General features: G+C 63.5%; 25 protein-coding genes. 8 read left to right on the forward strand and 17 right to left on the reverse strand.

Features of this window, described 5'->3' with window-relative positions; translation table 11 throughout:
- Nucleotides 1-34: 34 nt before the first annotated feature.
- The 3 genes from BQ7471_RS11420 to BQ7471_RS08265 are packed head-to-tail and all read right to left on the reverse strand — an operon-like array spanning nt 35 to nt 1,712.
- Nucleotides 35-187, reverse strand: a complete 153-nt coding sequence (locus tag BQ7471_RS11420; protein ID WP_162841041.1) for a hypothetical protein — start codon at nt 185-187, stop codon at nt 35-37.
- Between the two features lie 18 nt (nt 188-205).
- Nucleotides 206-970 (reverse strand): class E sortase, encoded by a 765-nt coding sequence (locus BQ7471_RS08260; protein WP_083663325.1) that lies wholly within the window; start codon nt 968-970, stop codon nt 206-208.
- The gene (locus tag BQ7471_RS08265; RefSeq protein WP_235821276.1) at nt 963-1,712 is read right to left on the reverse strand and encodes a DUF881 domain-containing protein; all 750 of its coding nucleotides are present in this window, start codon (nt 1,710-1,712) and stop codon (nt 963-965) included. Before BQ7471_RS08265 ends, BQ7471_RS08260 begins: the two co-directional genes overlap by 8 nt.
- Before the next feature lie 121 nt (nt 1,713-1,833).
- Here BQ7471_RS08265 and BQ7471_RS08270 point away from each other — a divergent pair, with 121 nt between their 5' ends.
- Nucleotides 1,834-2,097, forward strand: a complete 264-nt coding sequence (locus tag BQ7471_RS08270; protein WP_076465501.1) for a cell division protein CrgA — start codon at nt 1,834-1,836, stop codon at nt 2,095-2,097.
- Between the two features lie 73 nt (nt 2,098-2,170).
- On the opposite strand, the gene BQ7471_RS08275 is transcribed toward BQ7471_RS08270, so the two are convergent.
- Nucleotides 2,171-2,791, reverse strand: a complete 621-nt coding sequence (locus tag BQ7471_RS08275; RefSeq protein ID WP_076465502.1) for a hypothetical protein — start codon at nt 2,789-2,791, stop codon at nt 2,171-2,173.
- Between the two features lie 151 nt (nt 2,792-2,942).
- Here BQ7471_RS08275 and BQ7471_RS08280 point away from each other — a divergent pair, with 151 nt between their 5' ends.
- Both BQ7471_RS08280 and BQ7471_RS08285 read left to right on the forward strand, forming a co-directional pair.
- Nucleotides 2,943-3,464 (forward strand): peptidylprolyl isomerase, encoded by a 522-nt coding sequence (locus BQ7471_RS08280; protein WP_076465504.1) that lies wholly within the window; start codon nt 2,943-2,945, stop codon nt 3,462-3,464.
- Nucleotides 3,465-3,563: 99 nt separating this feature from the next.
- The gene (locus BQ7471_RS08285; RefSeq protein WP_076465505.1) at nt 3,564-4,418 is read left to right on the forward strand and encodes a rhomboid family intramembrane serine protease; all 855 of its coding nucleotides are present in this window, start codon (nt 3,564-3,566) and stop codon (nt 4,416-4,418) included.
- A 160-nt stretch (nt 4,419-4,578) separates the two neighbouring features.
- Here BQ7471_RS08285 and BQ7471_RS08290 read toward each other — a convergent pair whose 3' ends face one another.
- Nucleotides 4,579-5,451: an HAD hydrolase family protein gene (locus BQ7471_RS08290; protein ID WP_076465507.1), complete on the reverse strand. Its 873-nt coding sequence runs from the start codon at nt 5,449-5,451 to the stop codon at nt 4,579-4,581.
- 67 nt (nt 5,452-5,518) lie between these two features.
- A complete protein-coding gene (locus BQ7471_RS08295; protein ID WP_076465508.1) occupies nt 5,519-8,551 on the reverse strand; it encodes a type I restriction endonuclease subunit R in 3,033 nt (1,010 codons plus the stop codon).
- Nucleotides 8,552-8,716: 165 nt separating this feature from the next.
- Between BQ7471_RS08295 and BQ7471_RS08300 the strand changes: the two genes are divergently transcribed.
- Together BQ7471_RS08300 and BQ7471_RS08305 are read left to right on the forward strand one after the other, a co-directional pair.
- On the forward strand, nt 8,717-8,971 hold the full coding sequence (locus BQ7471_RS08300) for a type II toxin-antitoxin system Phd/YefM family antitoxin (protein ID WP_076465510.1): 255 nt from the start codon (nt 8,717-8,719) through the stop codon (nt 8,969-8,971).
- Nucleotides 8,968-9,354 carry a type II toxin-antitoxin system VapC family toxin gene (locus tag BQ7471_RS08305; RefSeq protein WP_076465511.1) on the forward strand — a complete coding sequence of 129 codons (387 nt, stop codon included), beginning with the start codon at nt 8,968-8,970 and terminating at the stop codon, nt 9,352-9,354. Before BQ7471_RS08300 ends, BQ7471_RS08305 begins: the two co-directional genes overlap by 4 nt.
- Here BQ7471_RS08305 and BQ7471_RS11800 read toward each other — a convergent pair.
- From BQ7471_RS11800 to BQ7471_RS08325, 5 genes are all read right to left on the reverse strand, one after another.
- Nucleotides 9,338-9,460 (reverse strand): hypothetical protein, encoded by a 123-nt coding sequence (locus BQ7471_RS11800; protein ID WP_268874468.1) that lies wholly within the window; start codon nt 9,458-9,460, stop codon nt 9,338-9,340. The genes BQ7471_RS08305 and BQ7471_RS11800 overlap by 17 nt on opposite strands.
- Nucleotides 9,457-10,449 carry a GIY-YIG nuclease family protein gene (locus BQ7471_RS08310; RefSeq protein WP_076465513.1) on the reverse strand — a complete coding sequence of 331 codons (993 nt, stop codon included), beginning with the start codon at nt 10,447-10,449 and terminating at the stop codon, nt 9,457-9,459. Before BQ7471_RS08310 ends, BQ7471_RS11800 begins: the two co-directional genes overlap by 4 nt.
- Nucleotides 10,450-10,454: 5 nt before the next feature.
- Nucleotides 10,455-11,651: a restriction endonuclease subunit S gene (locus BQ7471_RS08315; RefSeq protein ID WP_076465514.1), complete on the reverse strand. Its 1,197-nt coding sequence runs from the start codon at nt 11,649-11,651 to the stop codon at nt 10,455-10,457.
- Nucleotides 11,648-13,210: a type I restriction-modification system subunit M gene (locus BQ7471_RS08320; RefSeq protein ID WP_076465516.1), complete on the reverse strand. Its 1,563-nt coding sequence runs from the start codon at nt 13,208-13,210 to the stop codon at nt 11,648-11,650. The genes BQ7471_RS08315 and BQ7471_RS08320 overlap by 4 nt, the downstream gene beginning before the upstream one ends.
- A gap of 217 nt (nt 13,211-13,427) precedes the next feature.
- Nucleotides 13,428-14,396 (reverse strand): nucleoside hydrolase, encoded by a 969-nt coding sequence (locus BQ7471_RS08325; RefSeq protein ID WP_076465517.1) that lies wholly within the window; start codon nt 14,394-14,396, stop codon nt 13,428-13,430.
- Nucleotides 14,397-14,572: 176 nt separating this feature from the next.
- On the opposite strand from BQ7471_RS08325, the gene BQ7471_RS08330 reads away from it, so the two are divergent.
- On the forward strand, nt 14,573-15,829 hold the full coding sequence (locus BQ7471_RS08330) for an ATP-binding protein (RefSeq protein ID WP_076465519.1): 1,257 nt from the start codon (nt 14,573-14,575) through the stop codon (nt 15,827-15,829).
- A gap of 87 nt (nt 15,830-15,916) precedes the next feature.
- Here BQ7471_RS08330 and BQ7471_RS08335 read toward each other — a convergent pair whose 3' ends face one another.
- From BQ7471_RS08335 to BQ7471_RS08345, 3 genes are all read right to left on the reverse strand, one after another.
- Nucleotides 15,917-16,336: a hypothetical protein gene (locus tag BQ7471_RS08335; protein WP_076465520.1), complete on the reverse strand. Its 420-nt coding sequence runs from the start codon at nt 16,334-16,336 to the stop codon at nt 15,917-15,919.
- A gap of 85 nt (nt 16,337-16,421) precedes the next feature.
- Nucleotides 16,422-17,759, reverse strand: coding sequence for an FtsX-like permease family protein (locus BQ7471_RS08340; RefSeq protein ID WP_076465521.1), 1,338 nt, complete (start codon nt 17,757-17,759; stop codon nt 16,422-16,424).
- Entirely contained in the window at nt 17,756-18,523 is a 768-nt protein-coding gene (locus BQ7471_RS08345) for an ABC transporter ATP-binding protein (protein WP_076465523.1), read from the reverse strand. Before BQ7471_RS08345 ends, BQ7471_RS08340 begins: the two co-directional genes overlap by 4 nt.
- A 190-nt stretch (nt 18,524-18,713) precedes the next feature.
- Between BQ7471_RS08345 and BQ7471_RS08350 the strand changes: the two genes are divergently transcribed.
- Together BQ7471_RS08350 and BQ7471_RS08355 are read left to right on the forward strand one after the other, a co-directional pair.
- Nucleotides 18,714-19,466, forward strand: a complete 753-nt coding sequence (locus BQ7471_RS08350) for an NADPH-dependent oxidoreductase (protein WP_083663405.1) — start codon at nt 18,714-18,716, stop codon at nt 19,464-19,466.
- Nucleotides 19,467-19,486: 20 nt separating this feature from the next.
- A complete protein-coding gene (locus BQ7471_RS08355) occupies nt 19,487-20,125 on the forward strand; it encodes a hypothetical protein (protein WP_076466306.1) in 639 nt (212 codons plus the stop codon).
- A 16-nt stretch (nt 20,126-20,141) separates the two neighbouring features.
- Here the strand turns inward: BQ7471_RS08355 and BQ7471_RS08360 are convergent, their stop codons facing one another.
- The 3 genes from BQ7471_RS08360 to BQ7471_RS08370 are packed head-to-tail and all read right to left on the reverse strand — an operon-like array spanning nt 20,142 to nt 25,550.
- The gene (locus BQ7471_RS08360) at nt 20,142-22,952 is read right to left on the reverse strand and encodes a cation-translocating P-type ATPase (RefSeq protein ID WP_235821277.1); all 2,811 of its coding nucleotides are present in this window, start codon (nt 22,950-22,952) and stop codon (nt 20,142-20,144) included.
- Between the two features lie 55 nt (nt 22,953-23,007).
- Entirely contained in the window at nt 23,008-23,478 is a 471-nt protein-coding gene (locus BQ7471_RS08365) for a response regulator (RefSeq protein WP_076465529.1), read from the reverse strand.
- On the reverse strand, nt 23,475-25,550 hold the full coding sequence (locus BQ7471_RS08370; protein WP_076465530.1) for a sensor histidine kinase: 2,076 nt from the start codon (nt 25,548-25,550) through the stop codon (nt 23,475-23,477). Before BQ7471_RS08370 ends, BQ7471_RS08365 begins: the two co-directional genes overlap by 4 nt.

Below are 25,550 nucleotides of genomic sequence, written 5' to 3' on the forward strand. Positions count from 1 at the left end.
CTCCGATGGCAGCACGCGCGCGTTCCGCGAGCGCTCAGACGGCGGCGGATCCCAACTCGAAGTACTCCTGCGCCCAGGGGTACACCCAGGTGAACAGCACCCACACGGCAACCCCGACAAGGGCGGCGAATTCAATGACCTTCAGCCACACCGGGCCGGGCAGGTGCCGGAAAATCCATGCGTACACGCGTCGCTCCTTTCGAGATCAGCTAGCGGGTTCGTCGACGAGCTCGAGTGGAACGCCCGTGTCCTTCGGCGTCCACGACGCCAACTGGAGGTGGACGATGTAGCGCTCCGAATTGCCGTACTCGGGGTGACACGTCGTCATCGTCATCCAGCGCTCCGTGGGGGCCTGACTGAAGGTGATGTCCCCGATGACGGGGGCGACGACGCGGATATTCTCAGGGTCGTCGGCTGCGACGATCTCGTGGCTGCGCATCGTGTACACGAGGTAGTGCGTGTCGAGTTCGACGATGACCGAATCGCCGTCGGTGAGCCGGTCGATCCAGCGGAAGTTATTGCCGTAGGTGCGCCGATGGCCGGCGACGGAGAAGTTGCCGATTTGGCCGGCTTGCGCGGTCTCTTTGTAGTGGCCCGCGAATCCCTGGTCGAGGACGTAGGAGGAGGTCCCCTCGGCGAGCGGGATCTTCATCCAGTCCCACGAGGGGACGTGGATGAGGCCGTAGATCTCATTGTCGGCGATTTCCCTGTCGAATGGGGGCGGGTCGTCTGTGCGCACCTCTCCGGCATTCGTCGTCGTGGGCCGGTGCTCTTGGGAGTACTTCTCGATGGCGGCGGCCCGGGGTCCCTCGACCTGGTAGGACGTCCAGTACAGCTGCCAGAATGCGAATCCGGCGAGGACGAGGGCGGCGGTGATGAGCAGTTCACCGATGACCCCGAGGATGTTGGAGACAATGCTCGATGAGCGCGATGACCTCCCGGCGTGCGCCGCCCCTCGGCGTCTACTCATCATGGTCCACCACCTGTGCGTATGAATTCGTCGTCTTCGTGTTCGCGGCCGGGAAGGAGAGGTCGTCCGAGCTCTCCATTGTCCAGCCCAACCCGTAGAGTGTCACATATTCCTTGTAGTTGACGATACGAGGGTTGGAATTCACAGCATTCTTCAAGGAGTCGATGTCGCCGATCGCCTCGATGACATAGGGCGGGGCGTAGGACTCCCCATCGACGAGGATGACATTGCCGATGCATCGGATGACGGTTCTGCCGGTGACGCGCACCCCCTGAACGGTCATCGCTTCTGCCCCGCCGTTCCACAGGGCGTTCATGACGTCCTCGATGTCCTGCTGGTGGATGACGAGGTCGTTCGCGGTCGCACCCTCGGGGATCGAATCGAGGTTCGCGTCGGTGAGGGTGATGCGCACGCCCGGGCCGCTCACCGTGCGCGTCGAAATGCCGGGCACAGTTGTCGAGGCGGCCGGTTCGGCGTCGACGGAGTAGGCGGCGAGGTCGGCGCGCAGGCCCGATACTTGGGCGTCGAGGTCGGCGACGCCCTCTTGGGTGGACTTGACGAGGGCGACGAGGCTCGCGTCATTCGCCTCGGTGTCGCGGTTGGTCGAAGCGGAGACGGCGAAGAGCATGCCGGAGGCGATGGTGACGATGAGGATGGAGGCCGCTGAGCGCGCTGAGAGTCGTCGCGATGAGCCCGCGGCCATCTTTCCCGTGTCGGAGTGCGACGATGACGGGTCGGTCATTGCACCCTCCTCCGTGTCGAACTTTTGCTAGCCGTTACTGGAAGACTACGCTACGAATGGTGTCGTTTCCGCGACACGACCCGGTAATCAATACCATCGGATACAAGTGTCAAGGAGTGACGTGGCTGAGTCGAAGAAGCGTAAGAAGAACGGCAGGGAAGCCGCAGACGATACCGAGCTCCATGCATGGACCGAGGGCATTCCGCTGAGCCCACGCTGGTGGGCGCCCGCATTCGTCACCCTGCTGATCCTCGGCCTGGTGTGGCTGATGGTGTACTACATTTCCGGCGGCGCCTACCCGATCCCCACCATCTCCTGGTGGAATATGGTGATCGGCCTGGCCATCATGTTGGTCGGCTTCCTCATGACCCTGCGCTGGCGCTGACGCGCCCGCAATAAGAGGGGCTCGGACGGATTCTCATCCGTCCGAGCCCCTCTTGTCAGTGAGCTGTCAGGCGTCAGTCCTCATCGAGGGCGGCCTGTGCAACGCCCTCGACCTTCTCGGCCTCGGTGGCGGGGACGAAGGAATCGGTCTCGAGATCGGCCCAGTACTCCTCCGCCCAGGGATCCTCAATGGGCTGGCTGCGCTTCCACAGGATGTAGCCCGCTCCGGCGATGGTCCCCGCCAGGGCGGTCCACCCGATGGCGCGCAGGAAGCGGCGCTTCTTGCGGACCTTGCGGGTAGGAGTGGTCAGTGCGACCTGGGAGAGTTCGCCGGCACGGCGCGCGCGGGCGGCGAGAGTGCCGTCGCTGGTGAGGGCGGCCCCGCCCTCGGCGACTGCGCGGTTGATGCGGGGCAGATAGTCGTCGACGACGACGACCCGCGCCTGCTCAATGGCGGGCTTCGCCCTGTCGAGGGCGGCCTGCGCACGCACCGCCGCATCATCAACGGCAGGGGTGGCGCGTTCGATCGCATGAGCGAGGGCGGCCTGTGCGCGCGGCGCCGCCCAGTCGATTCCCTGTTCAGCGAGGTCGGTGGCCTTGACGGCCACTCGGCCGGCGTGCAGTGCGACGGCGTCGCGCAGCTGCAGAGCCTCTAAGCGAAGCTTGTCCGTGTCGAAGTTCGGCGTATTGGCCATGATGTCTCCGAATCTGTCTGGAGTGGTGGAGGCGCCGCCAGACGCCACTTCCCTCTATTGTGCTACGAAGTGATGTGATCTGCAGCCCACGGGAGGACTTCTTTTCGACGCTCGTCATGCTTGCCGCCCTCGTTTCTGGAACGATGGAGCCATGGAAGCAACACTGCACACCTCAATGGGTGACATCACCCTGGAACTGTTCCCCAACCACGCGCCGAACACGGTGAACAACTTCGTGTCCCTCGCACGCGGCGAGCGCGAGTGGGTCGACCCGTCGACCGGCCAGAAGACGACCCGCCCCCTCTACGACGGCACGATCTTCCACCGCGTCATCTCGGGCTTCATGATCCAGGGCGGAGATCCGCTTGGCACCGGAACCGGAGGCCCCGGATACCAGTTCAATGATGAGATTCACCCCGAGTTGAACTTCAACGAGCCCTACCTGCTCGCCATGGCGAATGCGGGCAAGCGCATGGGCAAGGGGACGAACGGCTCCCAGTTCTTCATCACCGTCGCCGCGACGCCCTGGCTGCTCGGTAACCACACGATCTTCGGGAAGGTCACCGACCAGGCCTCGAAGGATGTCGTCGACGCGATCGCGACGACTGCGACCGGTCGCAATGACCGCCCCGTCCAGGATGTCGTCATCGAGTCGGTCACCATCACCGACTGATCGCCTGTGAGTATGCGCCGGGGCGGGGCCGTCGGCTCCGCCCCGCGGCGTCTCACCCGGCGTCCACACCGACCTCGTCACCACCGCTGAGGAGCCCCCATGTCGATGCCCACCTACGGACAGCGCTCGAACCCGAATGCTGCGCCGGACTGCCCGCGCCATCCCGGCGCCCGTTCCATCGACTACTGCAAGCGCTGCAATCGCCCCATGTGCATCGACTGCGCGATCCGCACCGAAGTGCGCTCCATCTGCGTCGACTGTGCGGGCAGGTCGAAGCGCCGACTGTCGGCGCGCGGCCCCGTCGTCACGAACGCGATCATCGCGGTGTGCGTGGCCCTCTTCGCCCTCGGCTTCATCGCCCCCGCCATTGACAGACTCCTGCTGTTCACCCCGGGCTCGGCCTACCTCCAGCCGTGGCGCTTCCTCACAACGGCATTCCTGCACTCCGGCCTCTTCCACATCGCCTTCAATATGCTCGCCCTGTTCTGGGTGGGCAGGCCTCTGGAAGCGGCGTTGGGGCATTGGCGCTTCGCCGCCCTCTACATTCTCAGTGCGATCGGCGGCTCGTGGGCGGTCCTCGCCTGGGGAGTCGTTCAGCCCTCTACTCTGCTCGCCGCCACCGTCGGCGCTTCGGGCGCAGTCTTCGGGCTCTTCGGAGCCGTATTCCTGCTTCAGCGAGAAGCGGGCCTCGATACGAGGTCGGTCGCCATCCTCGTCGGCGTGAACCTGCTCTACGGCTTCATCGCGTCGGGCGTGTCCTGGCAGGCCCACCTCGGCGGCCTCATCGCGGGCCTCGCCGTCACGTGGGTGTACCTGCGCATCGGGAGGCCCCGCCCGGGTGTCACCGCCCGCGCCCAGGAGCGCAAAGCCATCTGGACGACGCTCGGCATGTTCGCCGCCCTCGCCGGACTCATCGCCCTCACCTACCGGGTGATCTTCGAGGTCCTCGGCTGAGGCTCGCGAGCCGCAGAATTCCAACAATCCTTCATTTTCACACGGGTTTGTCCACTGTTTTCACGCGCGCCGCTCCGCATTGGAACGACCCTCGTGGAATTACATACGTGTTGTTCATCCCCAGGTGTGTACACAGCTGTGGATAACTGTGCGGCCCTGCTCAGTCGAGCCCGATGAGCGTCCTCAACACGGTCACGACGCCGCCCTCGTTATTCGATGGCGCGATGTAGCGAGCAGCCCCGATGACATCCGCGTGACCACTGGCCATTGCGAATGACCAGTCGGCCTCGTCGAACATCGACAAGTCGTTGTGGAAGTCCCCGAAGGCGGCCGCACGCTCGGGCCCGATGTCGAGGGCCTCGCGCAGGGCGCGCACCGCGCAGCCCTTATCGACGCCGCGGATCTGCAGGTCCGCCCAGTTGAGCCCGGACACCGCGTACTGGTGAGTGTCGGCAAAGCGGGCAAGGGTCCGCTCAGCCAGGGGCAGCACCGGATCGAGGCACATGATGGCGAGTTTGACGATGTCGTCGTCAATCTCACCGCTCTCCATGGCGCGCAGCACCGAGTGCTGGTCCTCGATCTTCGCAGTGCGGTGGTAGTAGGGCATGACTTCATCGACGAAGCGATCGTCCGTGCGCTCCACATAGGCGGATTGCTTGCCGCACAGGACCAGTCCTCCGTCGATCCCGGTGGCGACGGCCTCGCGGACGAGGTCGATCGCCCGGTCGATCGTCTCGTGGTCGACGGGGCTGGAGGAGACTTCCTCCCCTCCCCTCATGACGATCGCCCCGTTCTCGCCGATAACCGTCATATCGGGACGATCGGGGAACAGATCGAGCAGCGTCCACGCCTGGCGCCCCGAGGCGGGTGCGAAGACGATGCCGCACCGGTCGAGTTCGTCGAGGAGCTCGTCGAGGCCGTCGGGGAAGTTCTTCTCGTCATCGAGGAGGGTCCCGTCCATGTCGACGGCGACGAGGGCGAGGTCGCAGGAGTCGGCGACACCGGTGAGGTCAGTGGGCTCAGGAAGCGTCATACCCATGATTCTCCCCGATCTCCATGTCATCGTATGCTTCCGACACCTCTGGAGGCATTAATCTCCCTTAGGCTCCGAGGAACCTATCGAGGTAGGCCTTGAGTCTGGCAATGACGCGGGCCTTCTTCTCGGCGCGGGACTCCCCGTCCGCGGCTTTGGCGAAGCGGGAAATCGGCGGGAGGATCGACAGGATCTCCGTGCCGTCCTCGGCAACGAAGCCGCGCTCCAGGGACTTGGCGAGGAATGCCCTGGCCTTTTCGGGCTGCAAGCGCTCGGAGGCGATGATCTCCTCGGCCTCCGACGTGCGAGCGGCCCCGAGGATCGCTTCCCAGAGGGCCCCGCCGTCCTGGCCGAGGGTGAAGGATTCGAGGAAGCGTTCGATGAGGTCGCGCTTGGAGTAGAGCGAGGGGCTGGCGTTGACCATTCGCGAGAGGTCGGCGCGGATCTCCTTGTCCTTGGCATCACCGTGCAGGGCCTTGTGCTCTTCGACGAGGCGGATGATGTAGTCGACGTTGACCTCGACCTGTTTGACCAGTTCAATCTCGAAGATGAGGTCATCGTTGATCGGGACCTTGTCCTCCCCCGCCCGAGGGCGTATCTCGTTGTACAAGTCGACATAGACACCCCGGTAGTCGTCGAATTCGCGAGGCTCCATCGGATCGTCGGCGGCGAAGTCGTCGAAGGAGGTGAGGATGTTCCTCAGCCTGAGGAGCGTGGAGAAGGTCGCGATGAAGGCCTTCTGCTGTTCTTCTGAGAAGATCAACCGATCCGTCGGGAAGCCACGGACTTCGTCGACGGCGCTGATGTACTCCCCGAGGTATTCGCCATAGGGGCGGATGAGGAAGGAGCCCCCGCCCTCCTTATTGCCGAAGAGGGCGATCGCCTCGTCGACCTGATCCTTGAGGTTACGGAAGCAGACGATATTCCCGTAGGACTTCACGGCGTTGAGGATCCGGTTGGTCCGTGAGAACGCCTGGATGAGCCCGTGGGTGCGCAGGTTCTTGTCGACCCACAAGGTGTTGAGGGTCTTCGAATCGAAACCGGTGAGGAACATGTTGACGACGATGACGAGGTCGATCTCGCGCTCGCTGAGGGACTTCGCGACGGCCTCGTAGTACCCCTCGAAGCCCTGGGCCGAAGTGTCGTAGTTCGTTCCGAAGGCGCGGTTGTAGTCCTCGATCGCACGGTCAAGGAAGGCGCGGTCGTCGGCGCTCAAGGCGCTGGGGTCGACGCTCTCCTCTCCGAGGGCGTCTCCGGGCGCTTCGGCGTTGGGGGCGTAGGAGTAGATGATGCCGACGCTCAGGCGTTCATCCGGAGGCAGGTGCTCCTGCTGGCGGGCGAATTCGGCGTAGTAGTCGCGGGCCGCGGCGATGGATTCGGTGGCGAGGAGCGAGTTGAAGCCGCGCAGGCGCTTCTCCCCCATCGTGTAGGAGGCGTGGCGCTTCGTCTTCTGGTCGAAGTGCTCGCGGATGTAGGCGACGACTTGGGCGATCCGACGCGGATCCCGGTAGACGGCGGCGGTGTCGATGCCGACGACCTGCTGGTCCTGCACCTGTTCGCCGTGGTGGAAGGTGTCGATGTAGTCGACGCGGAAGGGCAGGACGTTCTTGTCGGCGACGGCGTTGAGGATCGTGTAGGAGTGCAGCTGGTCGCCGAAGGCCTGCTCGGTGGTGCGCAGGTGGATGCTCCCGCTTCCGGCGTTCTCGGCGAAGATCGGGGTGCCGGTGAATCCGAAGAGGTGGTAGTTCGTGAAGGCCTTCGTGATCGCCGTGTGCATGTCGCCGAATTGGCTGCGGTGGCATTCGTCGAAGATGAGGACGACGTGCCCGGAGTAGATCTCGTGTCCGCGATGTGAAGCGACGAAGTTCGAGAGCTTCTGGATGGTGGTGACGATGATCGGGACCTGCGGGTCGTTGATCTGGGCGGCGAGCTGCCTGGTGGATTGATTGGCCGACACTGTTCCAGCAGCGAAGCGGTTGTATTCGCGGATCGTCTGGTGGTCGAGGTCCTTGCGATCGACGACGAAGAGGACCTTGTCGATGTCGGGCATCCCGGCGGCGAGCTTCGCGGTCTTGAAAGAGGTGAGGGTCTTGCCCGATCCGGTGGTGTGCCAGATGTAGCCGCCGGCCTCAAGGGTGCCCGGGGTCCTCTGGATGGTGGAGGTGCGGATCCTCTGGAGGATCGCCTCGGTCGCGGCGATCTGGTAGGGGCGCATGACGAGGAGCTTCTGGCCGACGGTGAAGACGCAGTATCGGGTGAGGATCGCGAGGATCGTGTGCTTGGCGAAGAAGGTGCGGGTGAAGTCCTCGAGTCGGGTGATCTGGTGGTTGCGCGCATCCGTCCACCATGAGGTGAATTCGAAGGAGTCGGAGGATGCGGCCTTGGCCTGTGGGCGTCCGGGACGATCGTCGGTGATGTGGTCTGCGCGCGTCGTATTCGAGTAGTACTTCGTGTGGGTGCCGTTGGAGATGACGAAGATCTGCACGTATTCGAACAATCCCGAGCCCGCCCAAAAGGAGTCGCGCTGGTATCGGTTGATCTGGTTGAAGGCCTCTTTGAGTGCAACACCTCGGCGCTTGAGCTCGACATGGACGAGGGGCAGGCCGTTGACGAGGATCGTCACGTCGTAGCGGGTGTCGTGAGCGCCGCCCTCTTCGACGTACTGGTTGGTGATCTGGAGCCGGTTGTTGTGGATGTGCTGCTTGTCGATGAGGGAGATGTTCTTCGTCTCTCCGTTGTCGCGGATGAGGACTTGGACGTGGTCCTCTTGGATGCGGCGGGTCTTCTCGAGGATGGAGTCGGAGCGCCCGGCGATCTTCTCGGCGAAGAAGCGCTCCCATTCGGAGTCGGTGAAGGCGTAGTGGTTGAGGGCTTCGAGCTGGGCGCGCAGGTTGGCGATCATCGCCGCTTCGGAGTCGAAGACGATGTACTCGTAGGCCTGCCTTCTCAGTTGCGCGATGAATTCCTTTTCGAGGGCGACCTCGGACTGGTAGGAGGTGTCGGTCTGCGGGGCGGGGTCGAACTGCGCGACGACGGTCGCCTCGTCGCTGAGGACGATCGGCTCGATCCGCATCGAGGGGTTGAAGGCGGATGAGTTCATGAGGACCCCACTTCATGTTCTGCCGACTGGACGCCGAATGCGTGCAGCACGTCTATTGGTGCGTTCAGAGTGTTTCACACCGCATGGGCATCTTCGTCCCCGAGACGGTCAACAGGGCGGGACAGGGATCAAGCGACCGATGCTACGGAATGCTACACTTGTGACATGGGCGCGAATCTCATCAGCCAGCGCGAGTTGCGCAATGACAGTGCGGCAGTGCTGCGCCGCGTGGAGGGCGGAGAAGATCTCACGGTTACTCGCCGCGGTGTTCCCGTCGCCCGTCTGTCGCCCTATTCCTCGCGCGAGGAGCTCGTATGCCTCAAGCCCGCGACGAAGAGGATCCGCTTCTCGAAGCTGCGCAGAGTCTCCTCCACCGTCCTGTCCGAGCAGATCCTCCAGGATCTTCGGGACGAACGATGAGGTGGTACATCGACACCTCCGCCGCCCTCAAGCTCATCAAGGAGGAAGCCGAGTCAGCAGCTCTCGCAGCCTTCATCGACGAGGGCGGGGCCGATCTCGTCGGGGGAATGCTCCTCGAAACGGAGCTGCGCAGAGCGGTTCACCGCGATCCGGCGCTAACGCAGGGAATGGTATCGGATCTTCTCGAGGGGATCGCATTGTTTGATATGCCCCGTTCGCTCTATTCGGAGGCCGGCCTCATCTCCGGGACGTTCCTCCGTTCCTTGGACGCGCTGCACATCGTGACCGCCGTGCGCTGCGGTGCCGACCTCATGCTCACCTACGACGAGCGCATGGCCGAGGCTGCGCGGACCTCCGGACTGCGCGTCATCGCCCCGAGGTAGACCGCAAAGCCCGGGGCACCGGGAACTCATCTGCGACGACGGTCGACTCATCGCTGAGGACGATCGGCTCGATCCGCATCGAGGGGTTGAAGGCGGATGAGTTCATTTGCTCGTCTCCTGATCGCTTGCCGTCCCGCGTTCTTCCCAGTCGCCGTAGCTGAGGCCGTCGGTGGTCTTCCAAGCGTTGCGGCCATTACGCGTGCGACCGCACACGATCGATGCTGCTCCCGAGGGCGATGCGAATGGGATGTCCCGGGCGGCCACGCCGTTCGATCCTTCGAGCAAAATCGACCCGTCTGCGACGAGCTTGCTGAAGCGCGCTTCTATGGCTTGATATGCGCGTTTCGTCGACTCCGTACGAGCCTTTCCACCCACTTCGGCCACGAGTATCGAGCCTTCGAGCAGGACGAACTCACCGCCGACGAATTGCGCGCGCGCGTGGACACCATGCTTTGGAAGATCCAGGTGGAAGACCGGCGATTCAGCGGAGTCTGTTCCACCGATTTCCACCGACGAGGACGGGGCCGCGAGTCCTACAGTGGGTTCATCAAGATGTCCGTCGGCCCGCCTCGGAGGCTTGGAGGAACGGGTCTTGAACACGGAGATGCCGAGGACGGGCAGGACCTGGCGGATCTTCTCGATGAAGGCTTCGGCGTCGGAGCGCTGGGCTTCGGAGAGTTTGCGCAGTTGCGGGGTCTGCTTGTTGTCGTCGAGGCTGGAGCGCTCTGCTCGTTTCGCGATCTCGACGAGCCGGGATTCGATGTAGCCCCAATGCCCCTCGTTGAAGGAGTCGTCGAGGCTGGACACGAGGATCGCCCGATCCCACCACTCCTTCTTCTTGTCATGGTCGAGGAAACGCCGAGAGAAGTCCTCGGTCTTCCCGATGTAGCAGCGGGTGTTGTCGATCGATTCCGGGTCGTCGCCGAGCAGCAGGTAGACGCCATTCCTATGTGACTCTTCTCGAGCGAGCAAATCGGACAAGCGTGAGCGAGGCCCGGAGAGGATATGGCCCGTCCAGGACGCGACGTCGGCGGTGATAATACCACCTGCCTCGCCGTCAACGAGGAAAAGCTCGATGTGCTTGCCGTGGGCCATGGGGGTCACTTCTTCTCGGGGAAAGTGAGGAGTTTGTCGCGGTAATACTCGTACTGCTTGCGACGCGCAGCAATTTCTGCGGGAAGACCCGAAGAAAGGTCATTGACGAGAGCGTCGAAAGAGTCGAGAACATCAGCAATGCGGCGCTGAACATCGAGGGGCGGAATCGGAACAAGAATTCGCGACAAACTCGAGGGAGAAATACGTTTAACCTTTCCCTTGGAAATCAAAGATCTTTTCTGTCGATCAAACACTTCAGAGCGAAGGTAATATGAGAGGTATCGTGAATCCTCTCCCGTATGCCATGCAGCAGAATCATCATGATAGGCGACATTCCGTTCTCCAAGCCAGGCGACACCTCGTCCAAGATCCCCCACAGTTTCACCAACACATGCAATGATCACATCTCCAGGACTTGCAAACCGCAAAGAACTCTCAAGAGAAGAATCGAGAAAGGTAAAGTGATTCCGAGCAACCGCCCCGTAAGAGGTATAGATCTCTCCATAATGAATTGCCGGAATTCCTGAATCGCGCATATCGGCCATCGTAAACCTACGCCCTCGACAAATTAAACCAACTTCACCCATCGATTTCCACTCCACCTCGAAGGGCGGCAGGCCGAGAACGCTCGTTCGCCCCGCCTCCCTGGCAGATTCAAAGTTCAAGAGTTGATCCCGATAGAAGGCATACTGCTTCCTTCGAGCTTCCAGCTCGGCTTCCAGCTCGGCTTCCAGCTCGGCTTCCAGCTCAGTGAAGGAATCTAATATTCTCACAATCTCACGCTGAATCTCCAGCGGAGGAACAGGGACTCTCAAACCCTTGAGGATCGCTTGAGTTAAGCTCGGAACTCCTCCCGCCTGATTTAGATTCTCCAAGTGCAACTTAGCAAGGAAGTAATAGAGATACTTCGACTCGATCCTCGAACCAATGACCGTATAATAGATCGTATCTACCGCCCAAAATGGCTCGTCAACGAAATAGAGCTTATTCAAAGACCCCTTCCTAGGAATTAAAACTGAGGGACCGTCATATACCGCACGATCAACAGACGTCATGATTCCGCCTGAACCAAACACTGGGACATTCCCGGGACCAAGTTGCTTATAGTCTGATCCGTTCTTGATCTGAACGAGTTCACCCAACGGCCGGTACTCCACCCCGTCGGAGCAGAGCTCCCGCAGCATCTCATCGATGCGGTTCATCGGGCACCGCCCTCGAGGTTTGCGACGATGGCGTCGATCTTCGCACGCAGCTCAGACTGCCTGGCGACGATTCCTTCGATCTCACGGTTGAGCTCATGGATGTCGATCTCTTCCCGCGTGTCTTCGGGTTCCACATAGGAGGAGACGGACAGGTTGTAGGAGTTTTCAGCGATCTTGTCGGCCTCGACAAGAGAAACGACATGCTCGATCGGCTCGCGTTTATCGAGAGTATCGACGATGAAGTCGCGGTGCTCGGCGTCGAGAACGTTCTTGTTCCCTCGCCTCATGAATTTGTCGGAGGCGTCGAGGAAGAGCACCGCATTGTCTCTCTTCGACTTCTTCAACACGATGATGCAGGTCGCAATCGTCGTGCCGAAGAACAAGTCCGGCGGAAGCTGGATCACTGCATCCACGTAGTTGTTATCGATGAGATACTGGCGGATCTTCTGCTCGGCCCCACCGCGATACAGCACCCCCGGGAACTCGACGATCGCGGCGGTGCCATCAACCTTCAACCAGTGGAGCATGTGCATGGTGAAAGCGAGATCCGCTCTCGACTTTGGCGCCAGAGCTCCTGCGGGCGCGAATCTGGAATCATGCAGGAGCGCCGGGTCATCCTTGCCGATCCACTTCGTCGAATACGGAGGATTCGACACGATCGCATCGAAAGGCTCGAAGTCCCAATGCGCAGGATCGATCAGCGTATCCCCGAGTGCGATATCGAAGTCCGCGAAGTTAATGTCATGGAGGAACATATTGATCCGACACAGGTTGTAGGTCGTCAGGTTGATCTCCTGGCCAAAGAATCCCTCAACATTGTCAGGACCGATGAGCTTCGCGAACTTCAGCAGCAGTGACCCTGAACCACACGCCGGATCGTAGACCCGCCCAATCGATTCGCGCCCATCCAAAGCGATGCGCGCAAGAACCTCGCTGACCTCTTGGGGTGTGAAGAACTCACCACCTGATTTGCCTGCGCTCGAGGCATACATCGTCATCAGATACTCGTAGGCGTCACCGAAAGCATCGATCGTCGACTCCCCGTAGGACAAGTCCATGTCCCCGATCGCGTCCAAGATCCTCACGAGCTTGAGGTTTCTTTGAGCAACAGTGTTGCCGAGCTTGGGCGAATTGACGTCAACGTCGGCGAAGAGGCCCTTCATGTCCTTCTCCGCTTTGGTCCCATATGAGGATCGCTCAATGTTCGCAAACACCATCGACAGGGTCTCGTTGAGGTTCTCATTGTGAGGCGCCCTCGTACGGACATTGACGAAGAGCTCGGAAGGACGAATGAAGAAACCCTTCTCACTCACAATATCTCGGCGGAATTCCTCATCTTCGGCGTCCGCATCGGGCAGCAGCGCATAATCGAATCCCGTGTTTCCTGATTCCGCCTCGCCCTCGTTAATGAAATCCGTAAGGTTCTCAGAGATGAAGCGGTAGAAGAGGAAGCCGAGCACGTAGGCCTTGAAGTCCCAGCCGTCGACACTGCCGCGCAAGTCGTTGGCGATCTGCCAGATGGTCCGATGAAGTTCAGCACGCTGGGCGTCAGTGCTCACGGCAAGCCTTTCGAGGAAGGGGAGGTGCCATCCAAGTCTGTCACCAGAACACTCCGGAGCCCTGCTAACAGGCCGGTGGAGCCGCTTTTCGTTCAGGCGATCCTCAGCGCGAGCCGGGTGGGTTTCCGGGATCGGGCAGGGGATGCTCCGCGGCCTCGGTTCCACCATCCTCTCCCGGCTGCTCCCCTCCAGGGCCTTCCCCCGCCGCCGTCCTGTCTTACTCGTCTCCCCCGGCGTCTGCCGTGATCCGCCCGATCAGATGATCCGCGAGGGGCCGGTCGGTGTCGAGCACCATGCGGACATGGGCGCCCTCCTGGTCTTCCTGGCCGAGTCTGCTCCCTCGCAGGTCCGCGATCGTCTGGCCGCGCCCCGGCCCCTCGGTGTCGTCTACCTTGACCTCCACCCACGGGGAGTCGAGCGCCCGCACGGTCCCGATGGCGATCGCTGCGGCCAGGGGGTCGTGCAAGGGGGCGCAGCGCCGACCGAATTGGGGTCGGTAGAAGTCGTAGTAGAGGTCGAGGATCCGCCCGAGCGACCGCGCGAAGGGCCTGTCCGAAGCGAGGAGCCGCTCACGATGAGACTCCTCCAGGACGTTCTCGAGGGTGACGTCCAGGCCGATGAGGGTCACCTCCCATGGGGCGCGGATGACGAGTCTCGCGGCCTGAGGGTCGCAGAAGATGTTCGCCTCGGCGACGGGCGTGACATTGCCCGGGACGAGGGCGGCGCCGCCCATGGCGACGACCCGTTTCACCCGCTGCGCCAGGTGCGGATCCGCTTCGAGGGCGCGCGCGATGTTCGTCAGCGGTCCGAGGGCGCAGATCTTCAGCTCGCCCTCGTACTCGTGGGAGAGCCGCAGGATCATCTCGACGGCGCTTTCGCCCGTGGGTGCGAGATCGGCTGCCGGCAGTTCGACGTTCCCGAGGCCGTTGGCGCCGTGAACGCGAGTCGCACGATGCGCGTATTCCCTTTTGAGATAGCGGCTCTCCCCCACCGCGAGCGGCACCTCCGCTCTTCCCGCGAGGGCGAGGAGGCGCAGCGCGTTCCCGCTCGCCTGCTCAACGTCGACGTTGCCGCAGATCGTACCGATGCCGAGCAGGGAGGCCTCCGGGGAGTTCAGCAGATAGGCCAGCGCCAGGGCGTCGTCGACGTCCGGATCGCAGTCGACGTACAGGGGGTGCTTCATCATCTCGGAATCCTTCGTCGCTACCTGGTTCGACATTATTACGAGCGGCGGAGAGGTGTGCTTCTCGGGTGCCGAAACGGTGCAGAACCGCAACGAAGACCTTGCAGAACCGCAACGAAGACCTTGCAGAACCGCAACGAAGACCTTGCAGAACCGCAACGCACGCTTAGACTGATGCTATGAGCGAGGCACTTATTCGACGCAATTCTGCGGATCTTGCCGAGGAGATCCTCTCTGACACCCCGGTCCTCAGCGTATCGGGAGCGCGCCAAGTCGGGAAGACGACTCTGGTCTCGCAGCTCATCAAGAACCGCCCGGCTCACACCGTGAACCTCGATGATGCCGCGACCCTTGCAGCGGCGAAGAGCGACCCGGATGCCTTCGTGCGCCAGAATCCCGGTGGCGTTCTGGCGATCGACGAGATCCAACGCGCCCCCGAACTCTTCAGAGCCATTAAAGGCGCTCTTGAGGAGGACCGACGCCCCGGCCGATTCATCATCACCGGATCCTCCAACCTCTCGACTCTGAAGGGGGCGGAAGAGAGTCTCGCCGGACGAGCCGAGACTCTCCACCTCAGGGGTTTCAGTCAAGGCGAACGCCACGGATTCGTCGAGGACTTCCCCCGATTCGCCTGGAACCTGGATACGGAGAGCAGCGGCATGGAGATCCCGCCCCTCTCCCGCTCCGACTACTTCTCCCTCCTCGCCTCCTCCTCATTCCCCGGGATCGCCAATGTCGGCGAGCGGCGCCAAGAGCGTTGGATCAATGCGTACACGGAGCGAGTACTCTCGAAAGACGCGTCCGAGCTCTTCGGCCTTCAATACCCGGATCGCCTTTCGAAGCTCCTGAGCCTCATCGCCAGAAGTGGCACGAGCGAATTTGTCGCCGCTCATGCGGCTCGCGAACTCGATCTCCCTGAACGCTCCCTGCCCTCCTACATGGAGGCGCTCAACTCGGTCTTCCTCATCGACATTCTGCCCGCATGGGGACGCAATCTCAGGAAACGGGCGATCTCCAAGCCGAAGGTCTTCGCTCAGGATCCGGGCCTTGCGGCCGTCCTCGCCGGCGTTGATTCGCGAGCTCTTGAAACACAGAGCCTCAGTCCCCTCTCCGGCGGCCTCATGGAGTCCTTCGTCGCCACAGAACTCCTCAAGCAGCAGACGTGGTCAGCGAAGAGGTTCGTCCTCCACCATTTCCGAAGCTCCTCCGGACAAGAGGTGGACCTCGTCCTCGAAGACCGGCGGCAAATCGTCGTCGGCATCGAGGTCAAGGCCGCAATGTCAATCTCTCAGAATGACTTCAAAGGGCTGAAATTCCTCAGAGAACAGCTCGGTGACCAATTCCGAGCGGGGATCCTCCTGCATGCCGGCAAACAGATACTTCCCATGGGAGACCGCCTCTGGGCGATGCCAATCTCGACGCTGTGGAGCGTGTGAGCACTCTCTTCTTAGAGAAGTTCACGGGGATCAGGGCAGGGCCCGGCACCACGAATGCGGCGCTTATGCGGAGAGGGCGCCGGTCGCTCAGCGGGCCCCTGGCACGATGATGAGGGTGAAGCTGATGGTCTGGCCCGTCGGATCGGTGAGGGTCACCGTCGTTTCGCCCTCGGCGAGCGGGTGCACACCGGGGTTGTGGGTCACGGAACCGTCATCGGTGCCCGGCACGAACTCCGCGATCGTCTCATCGTCGAGGGCACCGGTCCACGCTGCCGCATCGTCACCCTCAGGGACGACGAGGACGAGTTCACGCTTGATGGGCACCTTCACTGTCGAGCCGTCGAGAGCGGCGGGCTCTTTCATGATCGGCGGGAGAGCCTCGGTCGTCGTTGCAGTCTGCGTGCCCGGCGTCGACTGCGTCGCCTCGGGGGCGGAGGAGCAGCCCGCCAGCATCACGGTAGCGATTGTTGCGGCGGCGCACAGCGTCGTGAAGGATCTCTTAATCACGGGTGATATGGTAACGCTTCTCATGCCCTCTTCATAGACGTTGTCATTCTCATGTCTGTGCTTCCCTCCGTCCGCCGAGTCGTCCCTAGTCGCGCAGCAGGTGAGAACGCAGCGCCCTCGTCGACTCCGATGCCGCCAGAATCACCCCGACCGCCGCAATGAGGAAGCCCCCGAGGGTCGAGACGATGAGCAGCAGCCCTCCTGTCGGTGCGTCGCCGAGGATCGGAGTGAGGAACACCAACCCCACGCCCATTGCCCCGCCGATGATGAGGGTCGCCGGGATCCCAACCTCGCTGCGCCTGGCGCGGTCCACGAGCGAATTCGGAGCACCTGCATACGACAGCGCCCTCGTCTCGGAGATGGTATCGAGGAGTCGCACCGCCTGATTCACCGCCGTCGACACCGCCGCGAGGACGACCGTCATGGACAGGGTGAGGAGCAAACCCGTGTGAATATCGCGCCCCACCATGGCCTCTTCCGGCTGCGCCCCCTCGCCCCCCGAGTGCACAATGATGGAGATCACCGGGTAGAGGCAACCGACGATAAAGCCGACGAGAGCGACCGCACCAAACGAGCGCCACACGGAGCGCGGATCGTCTGCGAGCCTCCTGCCCGCGATGAGCATATGCGGACGGCGCGCCAGCGTCGCCATGATCCTCCCGAGGAGCCCCACCGACCATGCGCCCACCGCATTGACCCCCGCCAGAATGAGCGCAAGGATCGAGCAGATGACCGCCACGGCCACCGCCTGGGGGAAGGCGTTGACAACGCTGCCGCCCACGATCCACGCAACGACAAGCACCACGACGAGGAGGACCATCACGGGGGACACGCGCTTCGCATTCGCGTGGCGCACCACGCCCAGCGGCGTCACCGCCACTTCGCGCACCGCTATCCACGCGCTGAGTGCCACGAGCACCGCCATGACGGCAGCGGCGAGGGCGAGCCCAGCGACCCCGACCCACATCTCCGCGACCCCCAGCGGGCGGTTGTGGAAGCTCAGCAGCGACCATGCGGGCAGAGTCACCGCGTAAAGGACGCTCCCCACGCCGATGCCGATCAGGGTCTGGATGAGGGAATCGGCGACACACGCGACCCTCATCTGCGAGCCGGTGACGCCGATGAGCCGCAGAATCGCGAGATGTTCAGAACGCCTGCTCATGCCGAGCCGGACAGCGGCCGCCCCCATCGACAGGATCGGAACGATGAGGAGCACGGCGGCGAAACTGGATAAGAAGACGTAGAGCTCGCCGTTGCCCATCCCCAGATCCATCGCGCGGGCGCGCTCGCGGAATGCGAGGACGCCGCCGACAACGGCGAGCAGCATCGCATGGGGGACGGCAACCGACGCGATGGTGAGTGCCGAGGTCATCGGGTCGCGCCCCTTGAGCAGGGTCTTCGTCGCAACTCCGATGGCACTCATCGTGCACCCCCCGCGAAGGGATCGGCAGCGAGGATGCGCCCGTCTTCGACTCGGATGATGCGCCCGAGTCTGTCGGCGACTCCCGGATCGTGGGTGACCAGGACGAGTGTCGCACCGGACCTCACGCACGCCTCGCACAGCACTCTCATCACGTCGGCTCCAGTCTTCTGATCAACGGATCCCGTCGGCTCGTCGGCGAAGACGACGCTCGGCGATGTGACGAGGGCGCGGGCAATGGCGACCCGCTGGGCCTGCCCGCCGGACAGTTGCCCTGGACGGTGCGGCCCCAGCCCGTCGAGCCCCAGGCCCGCGAGGATCTGGCGCGCCGCACTGATCGCAGAGGTGCGGGAGTGCCCATTGAGCATGAGAGGCAGCGCGACATTCTCCTCGCATGACAGTTCCGGCAGGAGTTGACCGTCTTGGAAGACGAACCCGTAGGAGGACAGGCGGAGGCGGGAGTTGCGCGCATCACTCAGCCCTGTGACATCGGTGCCGCCGACGATGACCCGACCGGATGTGGGGCGGATAATGCCCGCCAGGCAATGCAGGAGGGTCGTCTTACCGCTGCCGGAGGGCCCCATGATGGCGACCTGCTCTCCGGAAGCGATGTCGAGGTCGACGCCGACGAGGGCGGGGACGTCGACGCCGCCCCGCATATACGTCTTCGTCAGGCCGCGAACGCTGATCGCTCCCGGACCTGCAGTGGGAGTCGAAGCGGTGTAGGAGGGCGTGTGATGCGGACTGTACGGTGCGTGAACTGTCATGAGTCAATTCTCTGACGTCTCGTTGTCACGCCTCTATGAGGTATCCCCCCGCTTGTGCCCTGGTACTACCCCGAGGAGATCACCCATCCGGACCCTCGCGCCGGAGTCGGGGCAGGAGCACAATGGAGGGGAATGGCCCCAGAAAGGACGCCCCATGATTGCCGACCTCATGACCCGCGACACTGCTCCTATCGAGAACTCCACGATCGAGTGTCAACTCTCCCACCGAACGATCCGCGCATTCACCGATGAGCCTCTCACCGACGAGCAGATCACGACTCTCCTCGAGGTGGCCCGCCACACCGCGTCCTCGTCCTTCCTCCAGCAGTGCACGATCCTGCGCGTCACCGACCCGGTCATTCGCGAGCAACTCTACCTCGCCTCCGGTCAACCCTATGTGGGCGGGGATCGCGGCGAGCTCTTCGTCTTCATCGCCGACCAGTACCGCAATTCGAGGATCCGCGCCGAGGGCGGCGTGGACTCTGCGCCCCTGCACACGATGAACCTATTCCTCACGGCGGCCCACGATGCCCTCCTCGCTGCGCAGAACGTCGTCGTCGCAGCAGAATCGCTGGGACTGGGGACCTGTTATCTCGGGTCGATCCTCGCCGACCCCCGCAGGGTCATCACCGCCCTCGACCTTCCCACCCTCACCTTCCCCATCCTCGGCCTCCTCGTCGGCCATCCGGATCAAGAACCGCAGTTCAAGCCGCGTCTGCCCCTGGAGGTGATTGCCGGTGAGAACACATACCCGGTCGTCGACTCCTACGCGGATCTCATCGCCGAGTACGACACTGTGATCACCCGCTACTACGATCTGCGGGATGCGTCCACGCGCGTCGAGTCCTTCACGAATATGGTCCGCACCTCCATCGGCACGGGGGGCGCGCATGTGTCGCCGATGCTCGACGTTCTGCGCGAACAAGGCTTCGCGCTGCGCTGACACCGCTTAGCATGGGTGCCATGTCCTCGCCGGGGTTCCCCGCCTACGTGTTCATCGAGCGCCACAGCGCGAATGCGGCTGTGCTCCACCCATTTCCGGAGCACACTATCTCCACCGTGCGCGACGCCCTCGCTGACGCGGACTACGAGATATCGATCCTGTCCGGGACCGAACCTCCCGCCGGGGAGGGGATCTACTTCAGCGATGAGCCCTTCGAGGATGAGGTCCTCGGCAGCCTCGCCGATGCGCTCACATTGCGCGGCATCGGCGCCTACGCCTATGCCCTCTATGAGGACTCCCTGGGCCCGGGGATGGGATCGATCGCAGTGTTCACCCGCGTCGGCGCCGCCTTCCCGAGGGAGGGAAACCGCGTCGTCCTCACGCATATGTGGGTCGGCGCTCAGGGCGGCGCCCCTACGGCAACAACCTGGATATTCGGTGCGCCGAGCGACCTGGAGGAGGCGAATGTGCTGCTGAGTTCGCGCTTCGACACCGAACCGGTCCACGATCTTGAGGGCATGTCCGCGATTGAGATCCGCCACCCCGAATTCACCGCCGGGGTCCTCACCCCGGCGCAGATCATGGACGCCATCTTCCAGATCCTCGGCGCCTCTGGTTTCGAGGGCCCCGCCTTCTGCTTCGACACGAGTAGCCAATAGTCCCCGTCGCGCATTTTCAGGGGGACAGTCGCCGACGCATCAGCCCAGCCGCGAGTTTTCGCGCCTCGTCGACCCACAAGACGAGGGAGGCGAGGGCGACGCAGACGATCCAGTGATGCGCATTGAGGTGCGCGGTGTGGAAGGCAGCCTGCGCGAGGGGCACTTCGACGACTCCGACCTGCAAGACGACAGCAAAGCCAATGGCCCCCCACAGCCACCGATTGACGAAGAGATTCGACAAAGCGCTGATCTCGTCGGAGCGCGAGTTGAGGGTGTTGAATAGTTGAGCGAAGACGAGGGTCGTGAATCCCGCAGTCCGGGCGACTGTGAGAGAGTCGGAACCCTCGATGAGGCCGCCCGGTGAGAATACGTCGATCGCCGTGAGTGAAGCCGCCGCCATGACCACGCCGACGAGGAGGATCCCGCCCCACATCCGCCGGTCGATGATCGTGTCGGAGGACCTGCGCGGCGGTTGTGCCATGAGGTCGCCCGTCGCCGGGTCGACGCCCATCGCCAAGGCGGGAGCGGAATCGGTGACGAGGTTGATCCACAGGATCTGTGTCGCCAGCAGCGGCACGATGACGGTCCCTGACTCCGATACGAGGCCGAGGGCGGGGGCGAGGGCGACTCCCGCAAAGACCATCATCACCTCCCCCATATTCGACGAGAGGAGGTAGCGCAAGAATTTGCGGATGTTGTCGAAGATCCTACGGCCCTCCGCAACGGCATCGACAATGGTCGCGAAGTTGTCATCGGCGAGGACCATGGCGCCCGCCTCCTGCGTCACCTGCGTACCCGCAATGCCCATGGCGACGCCGATATCCGCCTGGCGCAGGGCGGGCGCGTCATTCACGCCGTCGCCAGTCATGGCGACGACGCATCCGTCGGCCTGAAGGGAGTGGACGATGCTCATCTTGTGGGCGGGGGCGACCCTGGCGTACACGTCGACATCTCGGACGGCGGCTTGGAGCTGCGCGGGGGACATGGCTGATAGATCAGCCCCCGTCAGGACTCGACTCCCCTGCTCCGCGATACCGAGGTCGGCGGCGATTCTGCCCGCTGTTGCGGGATGATCGCCGGTGATCATGAGGACGCGGATCCCCGCTCGGTGGGCGTCGGCGATGGCGTCGCGGGCCTCTGGGCGGGGCGGGTCGATGATGCCGACGACGCCGGCGAGGGTGAGCCCCGTTTCAAGGGATTCATCCGCCTGGTCGAAGGGGTCTTCAGCGTCGAGGATCCGATAGGCGACGGCGAGGGTGCGCAACGCCCTCGCACTCATCTGTTCGACTTCGGCGAGCATCGTGCCGCGCTGTTCGGCGCTGAGGGGGACGGAGTCGGAGTCGACTCGGATATGCGTGCACCGGTCGATGAGGACATCGGCTGCGCCTTTGACGATGAGTGAGCGCGACTGGTGCTTCGCGTCGTATTCGACGACGCTCATGAGTTTGCGCTCGGAGGTGAAGGGAATCGTTCCCTGGCGGGTAAAACGACCATCGCGCCCGCCGTCAACGCCGAGTTTCTTCTCCGCGACGAGGAACGCTCCTTCGGTGGGGTCGCCTAGGACAATCCATTCGCCCCGCTCATTCGTCGTCAGTTCCGCATCCGAGGCGAGCACCCCGCCTGAGAGCACCACCGTCACCTCGTCACGCTGCGCGCCGGTGAGCACGGGGCTGTCCATGACGTGGTCGCGATCCGCGTCGGGGCCGACATCGCCCTCGGGGGCGTATCCGATGCCGGAGACGACGGTCGCCCCGGAAGCGGTGACGACCTCTTGGATCGTCATTTCGGAACGGGTGAGGGTCCCCGTTTTATCCGAGCAGATGACACTGGCCGATCCGAGTGCCTCGACGGAGGTGAGGTTCTTAACGAGGGCGCGGCGCATCGCCATGCGCCTGACCCCCATGGCGAGGACGACGGACAGGATCGCGGGCAGCCCCTCCGGGACGGCGGCGACAGCGAGGGAGACGCCTAATAGGAGAGCGTCGACAATATCGTCGAGGGTGGACGCCCCTGACACGATGAGCATGACGACGATGATGATGACCGCGATCGCTCCGACGATGATGCCGAGGGCCTTCGACACCCGGGTGATCTCCCTTTGAAGCGGCGTCGGCGCCTCGTCGACGGAGTCGAGGAGGCGCGCGATGGCTCCCATTTCGGTGTCCGCGCCCGTCGCGGTGACGACCGCGAGCGCGGAGCCCCTCGCCACTGACGTACCCCGATAGACCATATTCGTCCGTTCGGCGAGGGGCGCGTCGGGGTCGATCGGCGCGCTCTGCTTGGCGACTGCCTCAGCTTCCCCTGTGAGAGCCGATTCGACGACGCTGAGGGCATCGGCGCGCAGCAGGCGCGCGTCGGCGCTCACGCGGTCGCCCTCGGCGAGGACGAGGAGATCCCCGACGACGATGTCACAGGCGGGGACCTGGATCCGCTTGCCCTCTCGGATGAGGGTGGTCGTCGCCCTCGTCATTTCGGATAGCGCGGCGACCGACGCCTGCGCCCGGGACTCCTCGACGAGGCCGAGGACGGTGTTCACGACGATGACAATCGCTATGACGAGGGCGTCGACGGGAAGACCGTCGGAGCCTTCGAGGACCCACGCGACAACGGATATGCCGATCGCGATGAGGAGCAGCCCGATGAGGGGATCAGCGAGCTGGTCGAGGGCTTTGCGCCACAGGGGCTCAACCGGTTGGGCGGGCAGTTCATTGGGCCCATCCGCCTCAATTCTGCGCTGCGCCTCGTGGGCACTCAGTCCGCGCACCGGATCCGACGCGCACGCCCGGACGACGGCGTCGGCGTCCGCAGTGTAGGCCGTCGCGTTCACATCGCTCACCTCCTCACGGACCCTGCTATCTGCGGGCCGACCGCCCGCACCTGTGTCAGCGGATCGACTCCATTACACGCACCGCGTCGAGGAGGGGCATGTAGGGCAGGGGATCGACCCCCGTTTCGAGAACGTAGTCGGTGAGCTGGGTGCGCACGACTTGGCGCAGGTTCTCGGGCGTCCACGGTTTGGCGATGTAGTAATCGAGGCCGGCCTGGTTGACGGCGCGGATCGTGTCGTCCTGGTCGGCCTGTCCTGTGACGAGGACCGTCCTCGTGGCAGTGAAGCGCGAGTCGTTGACGAGTTCGACGAGGAAATCGACACCGCTTTTGCCGGGGAGTCGATGGTCGGACAGGACGACGGCGAGCTGGTCGCCGTCGCGGGCGATCTCCTCGACCGCGTCCCATGCGTCCTCCACATCCTGGGCGGTTTCGAGGCGGGCCTTGGACCAGAAGTCCTCGAGGTCCCTTTCGAGTGCTTCGCGGACGTCTGCTTCATCCTCGAGGGACAGGATCGTCAGGGTCATGGTTTCTCCTCGGTGTGAGTGGAGGTCGGAGCTGCAGGAAGGGTGACGGTCATCACCGTACTCCCCGGGCGGGAGGTGATGTGCATATCGCCGTCATGATCGGAGATGATGGACCGCACGATCGACATCCCCATGCCGAGGCCGAATCTCACCCGGCCCGCTTTCGTCGTGAAATGCGGTTCGAAGATCTTCTCAAGAAGCGCCTCGGGGATCCCCGGGCCGTTGTCGCTGATCGTCACCTCGACGTTGCCGGCGCGCGCTGCGACGTCGATGGAGATCTTCGCGGGGGCGTTGCCGCGCGAGACCTCCGCGTCCTCGCCGCCATCGCGCCGCACCTGCACATCGTCCATCTCGTCGTCGATGGCTTCGGCGGCATTGACCAGCAGGTTCGTCCACACTTGCTGAAGTTTTGAGGGGTGTGCGCGAACAAGGGGGATGTCCGTGTAGTGGGTGGATACGTCAATGCCGCGCAGTTTGTACTTCGTCAGGCGCAAAACGTCGTCGATGCCGTTGCGGACGTCGACTTCTTGAAGGTCGGCTGCCTCGGGGCGCGCATAGCCCTTGAGGGATTGGGTGAGGTCGATGACCCGCTCGGAAGCGGCCAACACGGAGCGCAGGGAGGCCCCGATACGAGAGCCTGATTCGAGTAGTTCGAGCTCGGCTGGACGCAGTGTGCGCAGCTTCTTCGCCTGCGCGGGATCGGTGATGCCGATGCGCACCAGCCTGCGGGCGAGTTGACGATCCCCTTTCAGGACATCCATGAGTGCCCTGACCTGTGCGCGTTCATCGGATGTGGAGGAGGGGCCCGCATTAAAGGCATCGCGCATCGCGACACTCGCCGATTCGAGCGCGGGCGACGCGCCGAGGAGGCGCTCCACGTCCTCACGCAGGTGCGATGCGGAGCGGGCGAGGGCCGTCACGGGGTTGTTGAGTTCATGGGCGATACCGGCGGACAATTCGCCGAGCATGGCGAACCTGGTCCGCTCAACAAGCTCCGCCCTCGTATGATGCAAATCCTCGAGGGTGGAGGCGAGGCGCGCCCTCTCGGCTTCGAGGTCGGCGGCAAGCATCGCATTCTCCAGGTGGAGGTCCTCGGCGCGCATGAGCCTGCGTGTGAGGGATTGGATCGCCAGCGCCGCGAGGGGCGAAGCGAGTTCGGGCTCTTCGAGGAGGACGATTTCAAGCTGCTCGTGAGTGAGGCGCACGACTCTCGCCGTCGTCGTGGTCGTCGCCGTGAAGAAGGCATTCTCCCCGCGTGCGAGGGTGACCAGGCCGATGAGGGGGCCCGATGACGCCAGGTGTGCGAGGACCTCCCCGTGGGAGGAGTCCCTGTGCAGCGACACATCCCCTTCGAGGATGAGGTGGACGGCACAGGCGGGCTCCCCCTGGACCGCAAGAGCCGTACCCGCGGGGATCATGAGGCGGGGGCGACGGCCCAGAACCCTTTCGACCCCGTCGAGGAGTTGGCGGACGACTTCGTGTTCTGACAAGTCGAGGCCCTCCAGGAGCGGGCCCTGGACGGCGTTGGGAGGAGGGGGCCCGATGAGTGCGCGCACACCGGCGAGGGTGCGCCCATCGGCGACGAGGTGACGGACCATCGCCGAATAGGACTGCCCAATGAGCAGGGGCACGGTCCAGGGGACGGACACGACGGAGGCGAGCCTTTGCGAGGTCGTCGCCTTGGCCAGGTCGGAGTGGGACTCCTGGTCGGTGACGACGAGCCATCTGGTCGGTTCGAGGATCGGCATGTCGTCCATGCGGGCGAGGACGTCGTCGATTTCGGGTACTTCGGAGGTGATGAGCCCCAGGACGACGTGATCCGCGGGCCCCAGACTCGCGTTGTACGCATCGATCTCTCCGGGCCCGTCGATCCGGTCGAGGCACAGGTTCGGGAAGGCAAACGCCATGTCTTCGGTGAGGGAGCGAGCGAGGCGACGCGAGTCGTCGCCGATGACGAGGATGTGGACGTGAGCGCCCTCGCGGTGGCCGCTTTCTCGCACATCGGTGCGCCGCCACACGTCCGAGTTCTTCAGGGTGATCCCTGCGGCGGCCTCGCCCTCGACGATCGCCAT

It is taken from the genome of Actinomyces mediterranea (assembly GCF_900155595.1).
Classification (GTDB): domain Bacteria; phylum Actinomycetota; class Actinomycetes; order Actinomycetales; family Actinomycetaceae; genus Pauljensenia; species Pauljensenia mediterranea.

Coding starts and splice junctions, on each gene's coding strand:
- BQ7471_RS08265 (WP_235821276.1), bottom strand. CDS start 1,712: ATGACCGACCCGTCATCGTCGCACTCCGACACGGGAAAGATGGCCGCG.
- BQ7471_RS08260 (WP_083663325.1), bottom strand. CDS start 970: ATGAGTAGACGCCGAGGGGCGGCGCACGCCGGGAGGTCATCGCGCTCA.
- BQ7471_RS08355 (WP_076466306.1), top strand. CDS start 19,487: ATGTCCTCGCCGGGGTTCCCCGCCTACGTGTTCATCGAGCGCCACAGC.
- BQ7471_RS08325 (WP_076465517.1), bottom strand. CDS start 14,396: ATGATGAAGCACCCCCTGTACGTCGACTGCGATCCGGACGTCGACGAC.
- BQ7471_RS08370 (WP_076465530.1), bottom strand. CDS start 25,550: ATGGCGATCGTCGAGGGCGAGGCCGCCGCAGGGATCACCCTGAAGAAC.
- BQ7471_RS08315 (WP_076465514.1), bottom strand. CDS start 11,651: ATGAACCGCATCGATGAGATGCTGCGGGAGCTCTGCTCCGACGGGGTG.
- BQ7471_RS08290 (WP_076465507.1), bottom strand. CDS start 5,451: ATGACGCTTCCTGAGCCCACTGACCTCACCGGTGTCGCCGACTCCTGC.
- BQ7471_RS08295 (WP_076465508.1), bottom strand. CDS start 8,551: ATGAACTCATCCGCCTTCAACCCCTCGATGCGGATCGAGCCGATCGTC.
- BQ7471_RS08300 (WP_076465510.1), top strand. CDS start 8,717: ATGGGCGCGAATCTCATCAGCCAGCGCGAGTTGCGCAATGACAGTGCG.
- BQ7471_RS08285 (WP_076465505.1), top strand. CDS start 3,564: ATGTCGATGCCCACCTACGGACAGCGCTCGAACCCGAATGCTGCGCCG.
- BQ7471_RS08275 (WP_076465502.1), bottom strand. CDS start 2,791: ATGGCCAATACGCCGAACTTCGACACGGACAAGCTTCGCTTAGAGGCT.
- BQ7471_RS08365 (WP_076465529.1), bottom strand. CDS start 23,478: ATGACCCTGACGATCCTGTCCCTCGAGGATGAAGCAGACGTCCGCGAA.
- BQ7471_RS08330 (WP_076465519.1), top strand. CDS start 14,573: ATGAGCGAGGCACTTATTCGACGCAATTCTGCGGATCTTGCCGAGGAG.
- BQ7471_RS08340 (WP_076465521.1), bottom strand. CDS start 17,759: ATGAGTGCCATCGGAGTTGCGACGAAGACCCTGCTCAAGGGGCGCGAC.
- BQ7471_RS08345 (WP_076465523.1), bottom strand. CDS start 18,523: ATGACAGTTCACGCACCGTACAGTCCGCATCACACGCCCTCCTACACC.
- BQ7471_RS08280 (WP_076465504.1), top strand. CDS start 2,943: ATGGAAGCAACACTGCACACCTCAATGGGTGACATCACCCTGGAACTG.
- BQ7471_RS08310 (WP_076465513.1), bottom strand. CDS start 10,449: ATGGCCCACGGCAAGCACATCGAGCTTTTCCTCGTTGACGGCGAGGCA.
- BQ7471_RS11800 (WP_268874468.1), bottom strand. CDS start 9,460: ATGAACTCATCCGCCTTCAACCCCTCGATGCGGATCGAGCCGATCGTC.
- BQ7471_RS08305 (WP_076465511.1), top strand. CDS start 8,968: ATGAGGTGGTACATCGACACCTCCGCCGCCCTCAAGCTCATCAAGGAG.